Annotated in this window: 14 protein-coding genes; 6 read left to right on the forward strand and 8 right to left on the reverse strand. The window is 61.1% G+C overall.

Annotated features, from left to right (window positions below; translation table 11 throughout):
• From ACTJKM_RS28145 to ACTJKM_RS28155, 3 genes are all read right to left on the reverse strand, one after another.
• Positions 1–789 carry an ABC transporter permease gene (locus ACTJKM_RS28145; protein WP_440661428.1) on the reverse strand — a complete coding sequence of 263 codons (789 nt, stop codon included), beginning with the start codon at positions 787–789 and terminating at the stop codon, positions 1–3.
• Complete coding sequence (locus tag ACTJKM_RS28150) at positions 786–1,670, reverse strand: ABC transporter permease (RefSeq protein WP_058321892.1); 885 nt, start codon at positions 1,668–1,670, stop codon at positions 786–788. The genes ACTJKM_RS28145 and ACTJKM_RS28150 overlap by 4 nt, the downstream gene beginning before the upstream one ends.
• A gap of 80 nt (positions 1,671–1,750) precedes the next feature.
• On the reverse strand, positions 1,751–2,869 hold the full coding sequence (locus ACTJKM_RS28155) for an ABC transporter substrate-binding protein (RefSeq protein ID WP_058327171.1): 1,119 nt from the start codon (positions 2,867–2,869) through the stop codon (positions 1,751–1,753).
• Between the two features lie 225 nt (positions 2,870–3,094).
• Between ACTJKM_RS28155 and pdxR the strand changes: the two genes are divergently transcribed.
• From pdxR to ACTJKM_RS28175, 4 genes are all read left to right on the forward strand, one after another.
• Positions 3,095–4,579, forward strand: coding sequence for a MocR-like pyridoxine biosynthesis transcription factor PdxR (gene pdxR / locus ACTJKM_RS28160; protein WP_058327172.1), 1,485 nt, complete (start codon positions 3,095–3,097; stop codon positions 4,577–4,579).
• Between the two features lie 579 nt (positions 4,580–5,158).
• Positions 5,159–6,988 carry an ABC transporter ATP-binding protein/permease gene (locus ACTJKM_RS28165; protein WP_058327173.1) on the forward strand — a complete coding sequence of 610 codons (1,830 nt, stop codon included), beginning with the start codon at positions 5,159–5,161 and terminating at the stop codon, positions 6,986–6,988.
• A 102-nt stretch (positions 6,989–7,090) separates the two neighbouring features.
• Positions 7,091–8,131, forward strand: a complete 1,041-nt coding sequence (locus tag ACTJKM_RS28170) for a glutathione synthetase (RefSeq protein ID WP_058321895.1) — start codon at positions 7,091–7,093, stop codon at positions 8,129–8,131.
• Positions 8,132–8,270: 139 nt separating this feature from the next.
• On the forward strand, positions 8,271–8,741 hold the full coding sequence (locus ACTJKM_RS28175) for an NUDIX hydrolase (protein WP_093235081.1): 471 nt from the start codon (positions 8,271–8,273) through the stop codon (positions 8,739–8,741).
• A 67-nt stretch (positions 8,742–8,808) separates the two neighbouring features.
• On the opposite strand, the gene ACTJKM_RS28180 is transcribed toward ACTJKM_RS28175, so the two are convergent.
• Together ACTJKM_RS28180 and ACTJKM_RS28185 are read right to left on the reverse strand one after the other, a co-directional pair.
• Positions 8,809–9,003, reverse strand: a complete 195-nt coding sequence (locus ACTJKM_RS28180) for a hypothetical protein (RefSeq protein WP_057249919.1) — start codon at positions 9,001–9,003, stop codon at positions 8,809–8,811.
• A 159-nt stretch (positions 9,004–9,162) separates the two neighbouring features.
• Positions 9,163–10,446 carry a DUF763 domain-containing protein gene (locus ACTJKM_RS28185; RefSeq protein ID WP_057249763.1) on the reverse strand — a complete coding sequence of 428 codons (1,284 nt, stop codon included), beginning with the start codon at positions 10,444–10,446 and terminating at the stop codon, positions 9,163–9,165.
• A 252-nt stretch (positions 10,447–10,698) separates the two neighbouring features.
• Between ACTJKM_RS28185 and ACTJKM_RS28190 the strand changes: the two genes are divergently transcribed.
• Entirely contained in the window at positions 10,699–10,899 is a 201-nt protein-coding gene (locus ACTJKM_RS28190; RefSeq protein ID WP_245296086.1) for a hypothetical protein, read from the forward strand.
• 692 nt (positions 10,900–11,591) lie between these two features.
• Here ACTJKM_RS28190 and ACTJKM_RS28195 read toward each other — a convergent pair.
• The 3 genes from ACTJKM_RS28195 to ACTJKM_RS28205 form a co-directional block, all read right to left on the reverse strand.
• Positions 11,592–13,199, reverse strand: coding sequence for a copper resistance CopC/CopD family protein (locus tag ACTJKM_RS28195; protein WP_440661429.1), 1,608 nt, complete (start codon positions 13,197–13,199; stop codon positions 11,592–11,594).
• 44 nt (positions 13,200–13,243) lie between these two features.
• Entirely contained in the window at positions 13,244–13,774 is a 531-nt protein-coding gene (locus ACTJKM_RS28200) for a YcnI family copper-binding membrane protein (RefSeq protein ID WP_440661431.1), read from the reverse strand.
• A 296-nt stretch (positions 13,775–14,070) separates the two neighbouring features.
• Complete coding sequence (locus ACTJKM_RS28205) at positions 14,071–14,445, reverse strand: hypothetical protein (protein ID WP_156436856.1); 375 nt, start codon at positions 14,443–14,445, stop codon at positions 14,071–14,073.
• Positions 14,446–14,774: 329 nt separating this feature from the next.
• Here ACTJKM_RS28205 and ACTJKM_RS28210 point away from each other — a divergent pair, with 329 nt between their 5' ends.
• The gene (locus tag ACTJKM_RS28210; RefSeq protein ID WP_113511243.1) at positions 14,775–16,118 is read left to right on the forward strand and encodes an extracellular solute-binding protein; all 1,344 of its coding nucleotides are present in this window, start codon (positions 14,775–14,777) and stop codon (positions 16,116–16,118) included.
• Positions 16,119–16,137 lie beyond the last annotated feature (19 nt).

A 16,137-nucleotide genomic window follows, 5' to 3' on the forward strand; every position in this document is an offset into this window, starting at 1 on the left:
TCAACGCCTCACGGAAGAGAATTTGGAAAAGCGGGTGAAAAGCTGGATCAGCCCCATGCAGGCCCAGGTAATGGCAAAGGCCACCACCGCGAGCGCCGACGGCTCGTAGGCGCGGTTGCCGCCCATCCAGACCATGTACGGACCGAAGGACCCGACGTTGAGCAACGCGGCGAAAACATATTCACCGATGACGATCGCGAAGGTCAGAAAAGCCCCTGAGAGTACCGAGACGAAGACGTTCGGCAGGATGACGACGGCGAGAATGCGCGCCCAACCGGCCCCAAGGCTCTGTGCCGCCTCCGTCAGGCTGCCGATATCGATGGTGCGAAGGCCCGTGTCCACCGAGCGATACATGTAAGGTAGCGACAACGTCGCATAGCCGAACAGAAGCAGGAGGTTGGTGCCCCACCAGCTTCCCGTCAGCGGCAGGGCCGAGGACGTGTTGTAGATGCGGATATAGCCGAAGACGATGACGATCGGCGGAATGACCAGCGGCAGCAGCGTCAGGAACTCGACGATCGGGCGCAACCCGGGAAAACGCAGCCGCACGAAATAGGCGGTCGGGACCACGATCAGGATGCCGAGTGCAATCGTCAGCAGTGCCAACACCACCGAATAGCCAAAGGTCTGCTGGAATTGCGGATCGGCCAGCACGACACGATAGGCTTCGAAGTTGTAGCCATCGCGCTGCATGCGCATGGAAAAATCGAACATGCCGACGAGCGGCAGCAGGAAGTAGAGCCCGCCCAAGGCGACGGCGAGCCAGGACCAGAGGCGTCTCTCCGTCATTTGACCCACCTTTCCGCACGCATGCGCAGGAGGATGTAGATCGCGTTGGCAATGGCGGTCAGCAGGATCATGGCAAAGGCGATGGCGTAGCCCAGATGCGGATCGTTGAGCACGTCGCCGCGGATCTGCGCAAACAGTACGATCGGCGCGATCGAGAGTGATGAGCCGGTCAGTGCGATTGCGGTCGCAACAGCACCAAAGGCATTGGCAAAAAGCAGAGCGAGCGTGCCGAGAAGCGAGGGCCACAGCACCGGCAACGCCACCAGTCGCCAGTATTGAAAACCGCTGGCGCCAAGGCTTTCCGCCGCCTCCCGCCATTCGCGCCGCAGCCCCTCCAGTGCTGGCGTGATGATCAGCACCATCAGCGGAATCTGGAAATAGAGATAGGTAAGTGCCAGCCCGAGAAACGAGACGATGTTGAAGCCGGCCCCGTAAAGATTGATGCCGAACCAATGGCGCAACAGCATGGTCACGAAACCGAGGCGGCCGAGTGTTGCGATAAAGGCGAAGGCGAGTGGCACACCGGCAAAATTCGAGGCGACGCCCGAGAAAGTGAGGATGGCATTGCGCAACGGGCGCGGAAGGCCACCGAGGGTTATGGCGGCAGCGATCAGGAAACCGAAAAGACATCCAAGTACTGCGGTCAGCAGGCTGAGCTCGATCGAAATCCAGAAGGCCGACCGTATCGAGGGCGCCAGAAGCTTGCCAAGGTTCTCAAGCGTCACCTGTCCCTCAGCGTTGCGGAACGCGCCAAGCACGATGTTGAGAGTGGGTAGGATGAGGAAGAGCGTGGCAAAGAGGAAGAAAGGGGCAACCCCGAGCCAGCTGAGGACCTGCCGCGGCTTGAAGGCCGCCGGCAGGGATGCGACGCTTGTCGTCATCGGATTTGTCCCTGGAATAAATTGCGCCAAAGGCTGGCGAGAGGCCTCCTGACAGGTAAGCCTCCGGCCGACCGGGAGAGTTATTTCACGTTGGCGCCGACCACCTTGTCCCAGCCCTCGACCACCGCGGTCTTGTTGGCGGAAAGTTCATCGACTGTCGGGAAGATTGCCTTTTCATAGGCTTCGGCCGGCGGCAGCTTGTCGAGCAGCTCCTGCGGGAACTTGCCGGCCTTCAGCATGGCGTTGAAACGCGCGGGGTGGCAGTAGCCCTTCAGCCAGGCGGTCTGACCCTCGTCAGAATAGAGATATTCCATCCAGAGCTTGGCGGCGTTCGGGTGCGGCGCATAGGCCGAGATCGCCTGCACATAGACGCCGGCGACGACTCCGCTTGCCGGCACGACCACGTCCATCGGCGGATTGCCGTTCAGCGCGTCGCGCCAGGCCAGCAGATTGTAGTCCCAGGCAGCGACAATCGGCGTTTGCCCCTGTGCGATCGTGCCGGCCTTGCCGAGCACTGGCACGAAGTTGCCGGACTTGTTCAGTTCGGCAAAAAGCTCAAGGCCCTTGCCGCCGGATTCCGCTCCAGGCTTGGCGCCTCGCGCGATGCCTGCCGACATCAGCGCCAGGATCGCCTGCGCCGAGGACCGCGGGTCGCCGGTCAGCGCCACGGCCCCGGAGTATTCGGACTTCGACAGATCCGACCAGTCGGCCGGTGCGGACTCAAGCAGGTCCTTGTTCACACCGAATGCCATGACGCCGTAGTAGTCGCCGTACCAATAGCCCTTCTCGTCCTTGATGTTGTCAGGGATTTCGTCCCAGGTCGCCACCTTGTATGGTTGAAGCAGGCCCTCCTGCGCGGCGGCCGGCGCAAAGGCCAGGCCGAGATCGACGACGTCTGGTGCCTGCGAGCCCGTATTGCCCTTGTTCGCCCGGATCGCTTCCAGCTCATCGGCCGTGCCGGCATCGGGGTTCAGCTCGTTGACCTCGATGCCCGGATATTTCGCCTTGAAGTCGGCGATAACCTCTCCGTAGTTGCACCAGTCATGGGGCAGCGCGATGACTGTCAGCGTGCCTTCCTTGGTGGCGGCTGCCACGAGTTCTTGCGAAGCCTCGGCGCGGGCGATACCCGGCAGCGCCGCGGCCAGGGCAAGGGTGGAGATGAAGGCGCGGCTCGTTGCGCGCGATAGAAGTCTCTTCATGGTTTCCTCCTGTTGACCGTCTGCGACGGATCGTGGGCGATGGCTACTTCTGTCCTTGCATCCGGTCGTCGGCACCGCCGTCAGTTCCGGTTCCCCCGCACCTTGTCTGCGTCCTGCGGACGGCTGCATCGGTGCGTTTTCGTGTAGGGACAGGATGTAACAATTGGACAACGAATAAACGTCCATTATGGTGAAATTGACTGTACCAATTTTGGAGATGCATCGGTGGTCAAACAGCTTGAAGGCCCGATCCTGCCTTTCCTTCGCCTCGATGCCGCGATCGCCCTGCCGAAATTCCGCCAGGTGCAGGATCAGTTGCGCATGGCGATCCTCAAGGGACACCTGCGTGCCGGAACACGCCTGCCTGCGAGCCGCATCCTTGCCGGGGAGTTGGGCCTGTCGCGCCAGACCTTGGTGCGAGTGCTCGATAACCTGAAAGCAGAGGGCTATCTGGAAGCCCGACAGGGAGCCGGCACCTTCGTGTCGGCGGCCTTGCCCCGCCAATCCGCGAAACACCGGTTCACCCCAACTCCGCGGGATGCCGCAGAGACTGCACCGCCGCGCCTGTCGCGTATTGGCGAGCTGTCACGCCGGATGTCAGCCGATATCGGCCAGATGGAAGACAGGCCTTTCCTCCCCAACCGTCCGGCGCTCGACCGGTTTCCCTTTGCCGTCTGGCGGAAATGCTGGAATTCGGTGACGCGCGGCGGCAAGGCCGTGGCCATGGGCTATGGCGACGTTGCGGGCGAGCTGGTTCTGCGGCAGAGGATTGCCGAATATCTGGCCCTGCATCGGCGCGATCCCTGCGATCCCGAGCAGATCGTCATCACGCCGGGCGGGCATGCCGCCTTCACGCTCGCAGTCCTGGCGCTCGCCGATCCTGGCGACGGGATATGGTTCGAAAACCCGGGGCCCGTCACCACCAGCAACCTGTTCCGCACGCTCGAGCTGCGGCTGTGCCCAACGAATGTCGACGCAGACGGTTTGGATGTCGAAGGCGCCATGGCTCGTTATCCCGATGCGCGGCTCGCCTTCGTCATGCCATCGCGCCACCACCCGCTCGGTGTCACACTGTCGCTGCCGCGCCGGCTTGCCCTCCTCGAATGGGCGCGAGCAAACGATACCTGGATCATCGAGGACGATTACGACAGCGAATTCCGTTATGACGGCGCGCCGCTTCCCTCCATGCGCTCCATCGACAGCAACGGACGCGTGATCTATGCCGGCAGCTTCAGCAAAGCGCTCTATCCGGGTCTGCGTATCGGCTATCTCGTCTTGCCACCGCAACTGATCGGTGCTTTCCGCAACCTGTCGGCACTGATCCATCGCAGCGTGCCGGTCGAAACCCAGCTCGCGCTCGCCGAGTTCATCGGCGGCGGACATTTTGCCAGTCATCTGCGCCGCATGCGTGGCCTTTATGCCGAGCGCCGCGAGGCGTTCATGCAAGCCGGGCGGGACGTCCTTGCAGGACTTGCCCGCGTTGACTGTTCCGAAAGCGGGCTCAACGCACTCGCTTGGCTGCAAGACGGTCGTGAAGACCAGGCCTCGCACCGCGCCGTGCTCGATGCGGGACTGCAATGCTATCCGCTGTCGGACTACACGATCGCGACGCCTCAGCCGGCTGCGCTCATTCTCGGCTATGCCGGTGTTCCGGCGGATCGGATGAGACCTCTTCTTCTTCGGCTGGCCGAAGCGATCGCCCGAACGTAAGCCAACATCGGGAGCGGAGGCGAGGAGCCTCTCGACCGCCAAACTGCTTCTGTCAGGTGCCTATACGACTTCCTGTCCAGTCGCTACGCGGACGAATGGGTGCACAGTGGCCGGCTTCGGCTGCGCGCCCCGGAGCGCATGACCTTCGCGGACATGTTCCACATCGCTCACCACCTGGAGTTCAATTTCGTTTGAGGCGCAATGCTTCGAGGCCGCCAGAGGCCCGACAAAGGGAAGTGGCGGCTCACCAGGCGACGGCGAAGCGTCGCTCTCCGCGACGGATTGCACGCAGCAGCCCTCCAGGCGATCGGAACCGATGAGCGTGAACCCGCAAAATTGACCGCGACGGCATTTCAATCTCCGACGCTTAAGCCTCGGAGACAAAAGGGCATCGGCAACTGGCAAGGACCCTGATCCCTCTGCCGCTGCATTCTTCGGATTTGACAAGCCCGATCCTCGCCCCAGTTCATGGAGATGGCTTTAAGTGAGGTCGTGCGCAGCAACGCACAACGAACAGCAGCACTGGTCAAATGGACCCTCGGCCGGGAACGACCGCGCCGGAGCAGCCCTGTTTCCTCCATGCGCAGCTTCTGGGGCCTGTTGCTGGCCTACTGGCTCTCCGAACGTTGGCGCGAGGCATGGGGCTTAACCTTTCTCATCCTGCTGCTCACCGGATTGTCGGCGCAAGCAAGCGTCTACTTCGCCCTGACGTCCGGCGAGCTCGTCAATCGGATCGCCAACTTTCACCACCCCACCGTGCCCACCACGCCTTCGTCGCTCCTGATCACCGCGGCAACGCTCGCGGCGATCGCGATCATCAGGGATGCCGGGTTCACTGCGGTCCGCCATTTCTTCTCGACCACACTCCACCGGAAATGGCGCCAGTGGCTGGATGAACGCTTCAACCAGGCGCTGCTCGATTCCAACCATACCCATTTCCACCTTCAGCAGAACGGATTTGGCGCCGCGACCGAAGGCGAGAGCTCGTCGCCCGACAACATCGACCAGAGGGTACAGGAAGCCATAAAGGGCATGACAGGAGGTGCCATCGGTCTTGGCGTGGGCATCGCCGGCGTCGTGCTGTCGCTTGGCTTCGTCGGGAGCAAACTGATCGAAACATCGAGCCCCGTCAGGGGGCTTGATCTGCTCGGCAGCTACGGCAGCGCCTGCCTGATGTTTCTGGCGATCGCGATCTACGTGCCGCTCAATACGTTCATCGCAGCCAAACTCGGCAGTGTCCTGCAGGGCCTGTCCACACGCATTCAATCGGCCGAGGGCAGCTATCGCAGCGAATTGAACCAATTGTTGCACCGTAGTTTTCATGTTGCGGTCATCAAGGGCGAACCGGCGCAGAAGGCCATCAACGGGCGCCGATATCGCGAGATCGACCACACCTGGACGAGGCTCAACCGCGTGACCGCCGGCTACATGGGCTTCGAGCTGGTGCATAATTTCCTCGGCTCACGCATCGTTGCCTATGCGCCAGGGCTACTCCCCTACGTCGACAAAACGATCAGCCTGCAGGACTATGTCACCGGCGCCGAGCTGGCGACGGCTCTGATCAACGAATGCTCGTGGTTCATCCATGCGATGCCCGACATCGCGACGCTCAGGGCGAATGCACACCGGATCACCGAGCTTGCCCAAGCAATAGAAGCGGTGCAGCAGCCGCAGGATTACTATGCTCGCAGCGGCCCCTCGGTGTTCGAGTACAAGACCCAGGACACCGCGCGCGGACTTACGATCCAAGCGGTCGAGCTCATGCATGCCGGCGATGACCAGGCTTTCCTGACCGCTGACGAACTGAATTTCCTTCCCGGAGAGTGGACCTTGGTGGTCGGTGAATCTGGAAGCGGCAAGACTTCGCTTCTGAAGGCAATCAACGGTCTGTGGGCACACGGACGCGGCACGATCACGACGCCGGAGAACGTGCGAAGCCTCTACGCTGCCCAGGACGTCAAGCTCCAGGGTGTTTGCCTGAAGGATCTCGTCTGCCTGCCGGATGAGGCTGACGCCCATGACGTCGCCTCTGTCGTATCGGCGTTGGAGGAAGCCGGGCTCGAAGAAATTACGGAAGGGCTTTCGAGCGATGGTCGCGATGGGCAGAACTGGGACAAGCTTCTGTCGGGAGGCGAGAAGCAGAAACTGGTCCTTGCGAGAATCCTGCTATTAAGGCCAGGCCTGCTCTTCCTCGACGAGGCGACAAGCGCCCTTGATAGCGACGCGGTTCGGGCGTTCCATCAATCGATCAAGGGCCATTGCCCGGAGGCGACGGTGATCGCCGTTATGCACGACACCTCGTCGATCCAGTCAGAAAGCGGGGTCGATTTCTTCGATAGCGTGCTCACCATCGACAACGGCATCGCGACGAAAACGCCAATTACCGACTGGCGCGATACGCAGGAGTAGCTGCCACCGGCGGCCCGCCCTATTTCTTGGGTCATGTGCCGCGCATTCATTTTGTGACGCGGCGTGAACAGCGATCAAATTCCCCCGAAGCTAGGAGCCCCAATGCGTATTGCCCTCCTTGTCAACGCACTCGAAACCGAAGCGCCGGCCTATACGACGACCGCATTGGCGCTTGCCGCGCTCTCTCGCGGACACGAGGTTCTTTACGTCACGCCTGGTGATTTTATCCTGCGCCCTGACGATACACTGATGATACGGGCGGCCGGTTTCGTCGGCACGCGACCGAAGAAGCCCGAGACGCTCTTGCGAGCACTTACGGACGCCGACAAAACCATCGTCAACGTCGAAGAAGTGGACGTTCTGCTGCTTCGCAACGATCCGTCGGAGGACGCCGAAAACCGACCCTGGGCATCTCACGCCGGGGCGAATTTCGGCCGTCTCGCCGCGGAGCGCGGTACGATCGTTGTCAACGATCCCTGCGGCTTGGCATTGGCCCAGGACAAGCTCTACTTCCAGGATTTCCCGGTGACCGTTCGCCCGACAACCTTGATCTCCAAGGACATCGATGAAATCCGTACGTTCATTGACAGCCACTCCGAGGGGGTGATCATCAAACCGTTGCAGGGTTCTGGCGGTCGAAACGTCTTCCGGGTGGGTACCAGCACGGAGGGCAATCTTACCCAAATTGTCGAGGCTGTCGGCGTCGTCGGCTATCTTATCGTGCAGAGCTACCTTCCGAAGGCGTCGGACGGCGATACGCGGTTGTTCCTGATGAACGGACGACCGCTGCACAGGGGCGACGTCTATGCTGCGTTCAGACGCGTGCCGCCCAAGGGAGACGTCCGCTCCAACATCCACGCAAGCGGCACTCCAAAGCCGGCCAACGTTACGAAGGAGATGCTGGCGATCGCCGAGACGCTACGGCCGAAGCTCGTTGAAGACGGCATGTTCCTGGTCGGCCTTGATATCGTCGGCGACAAGCTTCTCGAGATCAACGTATTCACGCCTGGCGGCCTCCAGACCATTCGCGAACTCCACGACATCGATTTCTGCGATGAGATCCTGGACTCGCTGGAAAACAAGGTGGACATCAAAAAGACCTATCGGGGATCACTCAGCAATCGGATCCTGTCGACGCTTTGAATTGGCGGCCCAATCCGTCGCGCGCTCCACTTTCGCGCAATGTGTTGACGGAACAGAACCGCCGATCCGGATGTTACTGTCCGCGAGTGGCAGGCAGAGCCCGTTTGCCGCATAGGGCGACAAAGGAGATAGCGTTTCTGTGAATTTTCTACACCAGATTGTCTCTGACGTGCAGTTGATGCTTCGCCGGCCGCCGCGCATGCAGTACGCGGCCTTGTGTTATCGCTTTCGCAAAGACAACACACTGGAGATCCTTCTCATTACCAGCCGGGACACCGGACGCTGGGTCATTCCCAAGGGCTGGCCGATGAAAGGAAAGCGCGCGCATGAGGTGGCTGCGAGAGAAGCCTTTGAAGAGGCTGGCGTGAAGGGCACCTGCCAGAGGTTTCCTTTCGGCCACTACTTCTACAAGAAGAGGCTGGACCATGGGCTCAAGATCTCCTGCAGGGTTCAACTCCACCCCCTGGAAGTCACGCGCATGCGCGGGAAATTCCCCGAGAAGGGAGAGCGAAAGCTCGCCTGGTTCGACTATCGGGAAGCGGCGAAGCGTGTCGCTGAGCCTTCGCTGCGCGACCGGATACTCCGTTTCGGACAGCAACGCGTTCCCTAGAGCCCCGCGCGTTTGGTTTCCAGAGCATCTTTCCGCTTCAAGTGATTCCACTTGAATGCGGGATGCTCTAGTGGACGCTGGCGACCTTGACGGCGTGGGCGAAATCCTCCGCCACCAGCTCACTGATCGCGATCAACACCTCCTCCACCGAAAACCCGGAGTCGATCGTCTCGCGGATCAAAAGCTGGAGGTCAAGTTCAACGACGTCCCGGCAATCCTCGAGCCGTTCCTCAGATACCGTGATGCTCTGCAGTTCTTCCATCGCGAGACTCCTCTTGACGTGGATTCTGCTGGTTCGCCCTCGCAAGCTTGTTCGCACGACCTTCCAACCCTTGGGAGGAGGTTTGAGTTCCGGCGAGAACTCCTCGAAGAGATCAAAGAAAGAGATTCGCTGCAACGCCTTGCGGTCGCATTGAGCCGCCTACCGGTCGCGGTTGCCTTGACGGCGTGACCGCCCTGCATCTCTCGACGGTTCTTCCGGCCCTTCCCAGCCAAAGACGCTGCGACCGCCGAACTCTTGCGATTGTCGAAACTCGCCGGCCACGATCTCCTTGAGATCCGGGCCGGTCACGTATCTCTCGAACTGGCGAGCCTGATCGTCGAGGCGCTTGAGAACCTGCATCTCTTCGTCACGACCGAGCTTCGCTTTCGACACGGCGGACTTCATCACCCGGATCGTCTCGTCGTAGACTTTCAGTGGAACCGGGAACGGGTGGCGATCCTTGCCGCCGTGGGCGAGCGAGAAGCGCGCCGGATCGGCGAACCGGCATGGCGCACCGTGCACCACTTCGGCCACCATCGCCAGCGCCTTGACGGTCCGCGCCCCAACGCCCGGCACCAGCAGGAGATGCTCGAAATCCTCTGGGCCACGGTCGGCGGCCGCAGCGAGCGTGGCATGCAGGCGTTTCATATTGACGTCTTCTTCGCGCACGTCGTGATGTTCAGGCATAATCAGATGCGGCAGCATTGGCTGCGCGCTTTGCTTGGTCACCCGCCTTGGCTCGATGGCTGCGACCTCCCGGACGATCCGATCCGGCCCCAGCGAAGCCAGAAGATCGAGCTGGCTATTGCGCGAGGCCGCGGCGCGGCGGTCGGCAAGGTTGACGATCTCGCCCTGCCGCGCGCCTTCGATCGCCGTGTGGGGCGAATCCACGAAGCTGGTGATCCCCTCCGAAAGCCAATGGTAGCGCCGGGCCTGCCGCTTTTCGCCGTTCATGCCCTGTTGCACGATGACCCATTTGCCGTCGTCGGTGACGATAAAACCGTGCAGGTAAAGGTCGAAGCCGTCTTGAACTGCTGCACTGTCGACCTTTGCGACGAGGCGGCTGGTTGTCGCCAGGCCACTTCCATCGAGGCCCACGCGCTCGCCAATTGCAATCAGCTCGCCGGGGGTCTCCCGGGAATTCCGCCCTCGACCGCCACAGACATGAATACCGAGTTCGCCTGACAGAGGCGACAAACCACGCTTCAGGGCGCCGATGACGCTGGTGGTGATGCCGGAAGAGTGCCAGTCCATGCCCATGACGCATCCGAAAGACTGAAACCAGAACGGATGTGCCAACCGCCGAAGAAACTCGTCTCGACCATATTCGATGACGATCGCCTGGGTGATGATCGCACCAAGTTTCGTCATGCGCTCGCCAAGCCACCGGGGAACCCGGCCACCGTGAAGCGGAAGATCTGCACTGCCTGCTCTCTGGACCATCCGGCTCTTATACACCGGCAGATGGTGCAGTCACACAGGAAAGTTCTCTAAACGTTCTCATTTGCGCCGGCAGTCGGCGAGACCACGGTCGCAAGCCGAATGGTCATGACGAGACCTTGCCCCCATGAAGGTTCGACTTCGCCAGCTTGAGTAAAACCTCAGCGCCACGACCTACACTACCTTTGCGCTTAAGATAGGGTTCAGCAATCGGCGATATGCTCCGCACCAAATGGCATTTGAACAGGTTGCAGAATGAGTGAGTTCCAAAACAGAGCTGTTCGATTGATGGTTGCCTCCTTAGGCGATGCTTCGACCAGCGATATCTCCGTACGTCGCACGAACGTTCTGACGACTGCGCTGGAACTCTATGTTGTTGCCTTGGGGGGATCGCACGAGCAGCTTGAGACCGCCATCGCGAAAAAGGAAAGCGACGCGCCGAGACGTATTTGGTAATCGGCGATCTGATGATGGAGATTAAGCCACATTCACGACATCGACGTCACGCAGGCAGCGCACAATGCTCTCGACAGCGGCTTCCGTGAAAGGACTTCCGCCTAAACTCCGCCCCTCCCGGTCGGCTTCCCGCTTCTCCGGCACCGCGTAGCAATGGTCAGCTAGAAGCGGGCGGCCAGGAAGTTCAATTGGACGTTCAGCCAATACCGGGCCTGTCTGGTCGCGGATTGAACCTCATGCCCAAACTCCTGGGTGTAGCGGCCTTCACACATCGTCGTGTCGACCACCCACAATCCGCCCGCGTAAATCGCCATCAGCAGGAAACCGCGCATGGCGGAGCAGAATGAACATTCGATATTTCTAAATTATTAATGCGGGACGTGATCCGCGATTTATGTCGAGCGGACCGCCTCCGGTCGGCTACCGCCCACGCCCGCGTCCAAAAAAAGAGCCTCCACTAGCCAAGCAGAGGCCAGAGTCAGGCTTGCGATTGGCCGCTGCAGCGGGGACTGCGACGTCGGCGCAACCGCAATCGGAAAAGGCTGACAGAGGCTTCATCCGAAGGCAATGAACCTAAACGGTCTATTGGATAACCAGCCAGGGCTAGACGGAACACCTCCACGGCAGTAGCGATTGAACGCCCACAGGCGATCCGCTGGCGTGCGCGCGAGATTGTGCGGCGGCCTCCGCGCTCACGGCCCAATGATGATTTGATCGCTCAGCGTTACCTTCTCGAAGTCATTGATCAGAACATCGGCACGTACCTGCCAGGTGCCCGCCAGCGGTATGTTCACGCGCTCGATCCGCCAATCTGCGTCGCCGCTCCGCGCTGCCGCACGTTTGAACGGCTCGATGCCGGAATCAGGCTTGGATAGGACGAGCGTCACCTCCTTGGCGGCAAGCGGTTCGACTTCGCCCGTGGCGAGGTTGATCGATACGTCGACCTCGCCCACCCGTCCGGGCAAGACCTCAACGAGGACCATCGCCTTGTCCGTGTGGATGTGAACGCTTGCAGGCCGAACCGCCAGAGCTAAGAGCACGCGCGACGGCGGCGTGAAGCGCCAGCAAGAAACGGCGCCGAAGATCAGGACGACGATCAGTGTTTCCGCGGCGATCGAGCGGACCAGCCGCTTCGCCGAAGCCCGCTCGCCAGCCATTACCGGTTTCGTCAGGCGCCAGCGATTTGCAAGCGCCAACAGAAACAGTCCGAACAGCAACGCCATCTTGACCATGAGCACCTGGCCATAGGCAGTTTCCAGCAGCGCTTGCGGCTTCTCCACCTGCACAAAGGCCAAGATGAAACCCGCCACGATAAGAACAACGAGCACGTAAGGGACGAACGCCGAGAACCGGCCGAGCGCCTGAAGAGCCATCGGGTCTTCGCGCCGCAACGCGAGGCCCAGGGGAGCGAGCGCTCCAACCCAGAGACTTATCGTGGCGACGTGCAGGAAGACCGCCGGACGCATCAGCCATTGCGGCTCGGCTGTCGATGCATGGCCGCTCAGCGACAAGGCGACGGATGACGCGATCAGCGCGACGAGAGATGACAGTCGAGCAGACCGACCCTTCGCCGGCAGAGCGATGGCGGCCACACAAAAGGCAGCGAAGGCGGCAATGGCCGTACCGCCGAAGCTGGTTGCCATCGCCGTGGACCAAACGACCGGCTCGACAATTTGCGTCACGGAAACGCCCAGTGCATCGAGCCCCTGAAAACCCACAGCGGCAAGTGCGCCGAGAAGCCCTATACCGAGCGCTGCTGCAACGACTTTGCACCCTGATCGCGAGCCAAAGAGCAGCCAGTGGCGCGAAAACACACCGCCGACGCCGATGAACAGCCCCACGTAAAGCGCGAGCTTCGATAGGAGGAGACCGGCGCGCACGGCCCAGTCGATCTCGTCTTCGTTCATGAACGGAGCGGTGCTGGCCGCGCCGACAGAAAAGACGACCGATCCACCGATCGGATGCCCGTCGGTAGAGGTCACGCGCCAGCTGAGCACATGTGTGCCGTGCCCAAGATCGGATGGCGCCGCGATCACGACCACTCGATCCTTCAGGTCGAACCGCTCGAGCGGGATCGCTGTTCCATCCGGTCTGACGAGCTTTAAGGACAACGGCGAAACCGGCTCGCTGAAGGTCAGCACGTAGACCGATGGCGCGGTGCCGACGACCGCGCCATCCTGCGGTTCACTTGTGTTGAGCGATGCGTGGGCGAAGGTCGCGGCGGCATGCATGAGGATCCCGCAGAGCGCGATCACCACCAGCCTCGCAAGACGAGTGAAGCTCGATGATACCAGCATCATGCGTGATCTCCGGTCACTTGGCCCTCGCCCCCACGTTGCGCTGCTCAGTGCCCGCTTTTCTTTTCAAGCAGCTTGATGCCGGGCGCCGGATATTCGAGATCGTCACTCGACTTGCCTTCTGCCGGGACCTCGATCCAACGCTCGGTCGCGCCATCAGGGCACTCCTGCACCAGCGGCACGTAGAGTGTCTTGCCGACTGGCAGGCCCTCAGTCAGAAACGCGCGGAAGACAAACTCCTCATATTCGTCGTCGGCCAGGCTGCCGCCCTTCCAGACGACCTCGTTCACGCCCTCCTTCATCGGCGTGCCGAAGTAGTCATAGGAATTTTCGTAGGCTCCCTTGACCTTCTCCAGCGTCCAGCCCGGCTTCGGCATCGGCTTTGCGGCGATCATGCCTTCCGGGATCTGAACGCGCAGAGCGATCGTCGGCTTGCCCTCGCATCCATGCGGGACGCGGATGACGGCCTTGTAGGACGCGCCGACATGCGCCTCCGTTGTTTCGAGCGTGGAGTGGGCAAAAGCTGCCGTGGTGCCTATCGCGATGAAGGCAGCGGTGGTGATGAGTTTCGACAACATATGGCTATTCCTTTGAGATTATTGGGCTTGTGTTGGGTCGCGGGAAATCCCCCCGCGGCTGTCAGGGATTGGATGCAGTGATCCGGAAAAGGTTGCCGACATTCTTGGTCGGTGGCGGGCAGCGATCGCACAAGACGGTCAGTGCACGGGTCCCCGTTGGCTCAAGACCGGCCTGCAGTCAGGCTTGGAGCACACGACAGGGACGTCGGGAGGCGTCGAAGATCGTCGCGATGGACCGGCGGACGCCAGGGGAGGATATCCCTCCCCCCGACATAGGCTGGAGCGAACGCAACCGATCAGGCGAGCAGCCGAGGGGGCGCGCGAGGATAACCGAGGCGATGCTCGCCCGCCGGCAACGGCTCTGCCGCGGACCAAAACGTGTGCACCGCCGACGCGACTTGGTGGTTAAGATCGTCGCCAGGCTGCGGAGTCGCCGCCAAGACCTGCGAGGACACGCAACATCCAAGAAGGCAGCAATCGGCAGCCTTGCCATGGCCGCCGTCGTGATTGCCGTTGCTGGCGTGATCCGCGCTGATGCACAGTGCATTGCCGAAAGCGTCGAGTTGCGAGAAGGCAGGCATCGAGCTGAAGGCAAATGCGCCGGCGACCGATTGCAGCACGAACAGGCAGGCAGCGATGAACGCCAGTCCCCAACCGTTGCGTCGCCTCACCACAATCAAGCTCCTTCTACGCTGTCTCCGAAAATGTCCGGAGCCACCGCATAGCTAGCCGGTACGCCCGCCCCCTTCCTTGCTCCACAGCAAGCATCCGCGTGAAGTCCAACGTACCGGACAGTCGAGCGCCGCTATTCTTCGGGCTCCCCGGCAAGAACAGACCTGCCGCAACCAGGGAGCGCGCCGCCGCCTGACAAGCGTAATCAAACTTTCATTTTTCCATCATGCAGATTGGCAAGGACTGTCACACTCAACTGTTAGCAAGCGCCCGGCTTCATTCGTGCCACCGATCCTGGTGTCCGCCAATCTGCAAGGAGCGTTTTGCAATGAGAGTCTCCGTCACTACGTCCGTATTCATCGGCCTGATGGCAAGCGTCGCGTTTGGCGCGTCGGCGGCCGCAGCCGAAAAGACGAAGTTCGAATTCTGGTACGGCCTTTCGGGTGATCTTGGCGAACGTGTCCAGGATGCCTGCAAGAAGTTCAACGACAGCCAGTCCGAGTTCGAGATCGTCTGCACCTCTCAAAATGGATACGACACGACCCTGCAGAACACGATTGCCGCCTACCGCGCCAAGAAGCAGCCGGCAATCACCCAGATCTATGATGCCGGCACCCTGGACATGATGCTGTCGGGCGCATTCGTGCCCGCCAAGAAGCTGATGGCCGACAACGGCTACACCATCGACTGGAACAACTATTTCGGCGGCATCGCCAACTATTACGCCACGGCAAAAGGCGAGCTGAATTCCTTCCCGTTCAACTCCTCGACGGCCATGTTCTATTACAACGTCGACGCCTTCCAGAAGGCCGGCATCGACTTCAAGCCGGACACCTGGGAACAGGTCGAGGAAGCTGCCCGCAAGCTGAAGGCCGCCGGTCACGAATGCCCGCTCGCCTTCAATTTCGACACCTGGCCGCTGATGGAGCAGTTCTCGGCCATCCACAACCAGCCGCTCGCCACCAAGGCCAACGGTTACAACGGGTTGGACGCCGAGCTTGTCGTCAACAAGACCAAGTTCGTCGATCACGTGAAGTTCTTCAAGAAGATGGCCGACGAGAAGCTCTTCGTGGTCAAGACCAAGCAACTCGGCATGGACATCGTCCCCGCCTTCACGTCCCAGACCTGCCAGATGATACAGACCTCGATCGCCGACCACGGCACGATCGGCAAGACCCTTCCCGAAGGTGTGAAGTGGGAAGTCGCCATGTTGCCCGTATGGAAGGGCACGGAGCGGCAGAACTCGCTCGTCGGCGGCGCATCGCTCTGGGTGCTCGCCGGTCGTCCGGAAGCGGAATACAAGGGCGCGGCCGCCTTCCTCAACTACCTTGCGACGCCGGAAATGGCCGAGTGGTGGTCAACGGTGACGGGTTATATCCCGGTGACCAAGACCGGTTTCGACGCCATGAAGGCCAACGGGTTCTACGACAAGGCACCCTACAAGGGGCGTGAACTCGCCATCCAGAGCCTGTCCTTCACCCCGACCTCTGAAAACACCCGCGGCATCCGCCTCGGCGGCTTCACGCAGATCCGCAAGGAGTTCGCGACCGCCCTCGAAGCGATCTTCATGCAGAACGCAGACGTCCAGGCCGAGCTCGACAAGACGGTTGAACGCGGCAACGCCGTTCTGCGTCGCTTCGAGAAGACCTACGCTGGACAGACCCTGAACTAACATCTGATCCGCCCGGAGC

The sequence above is a fragment of the Ensifer sp. 22460 genome, assembly GCF_052044935.1.
Taxonomy (GTDB): Bacteria; Pseudomonadota; Alphaproteobacteria; order Rhizobiales; family Rhizobiaceae; genus Ensifer.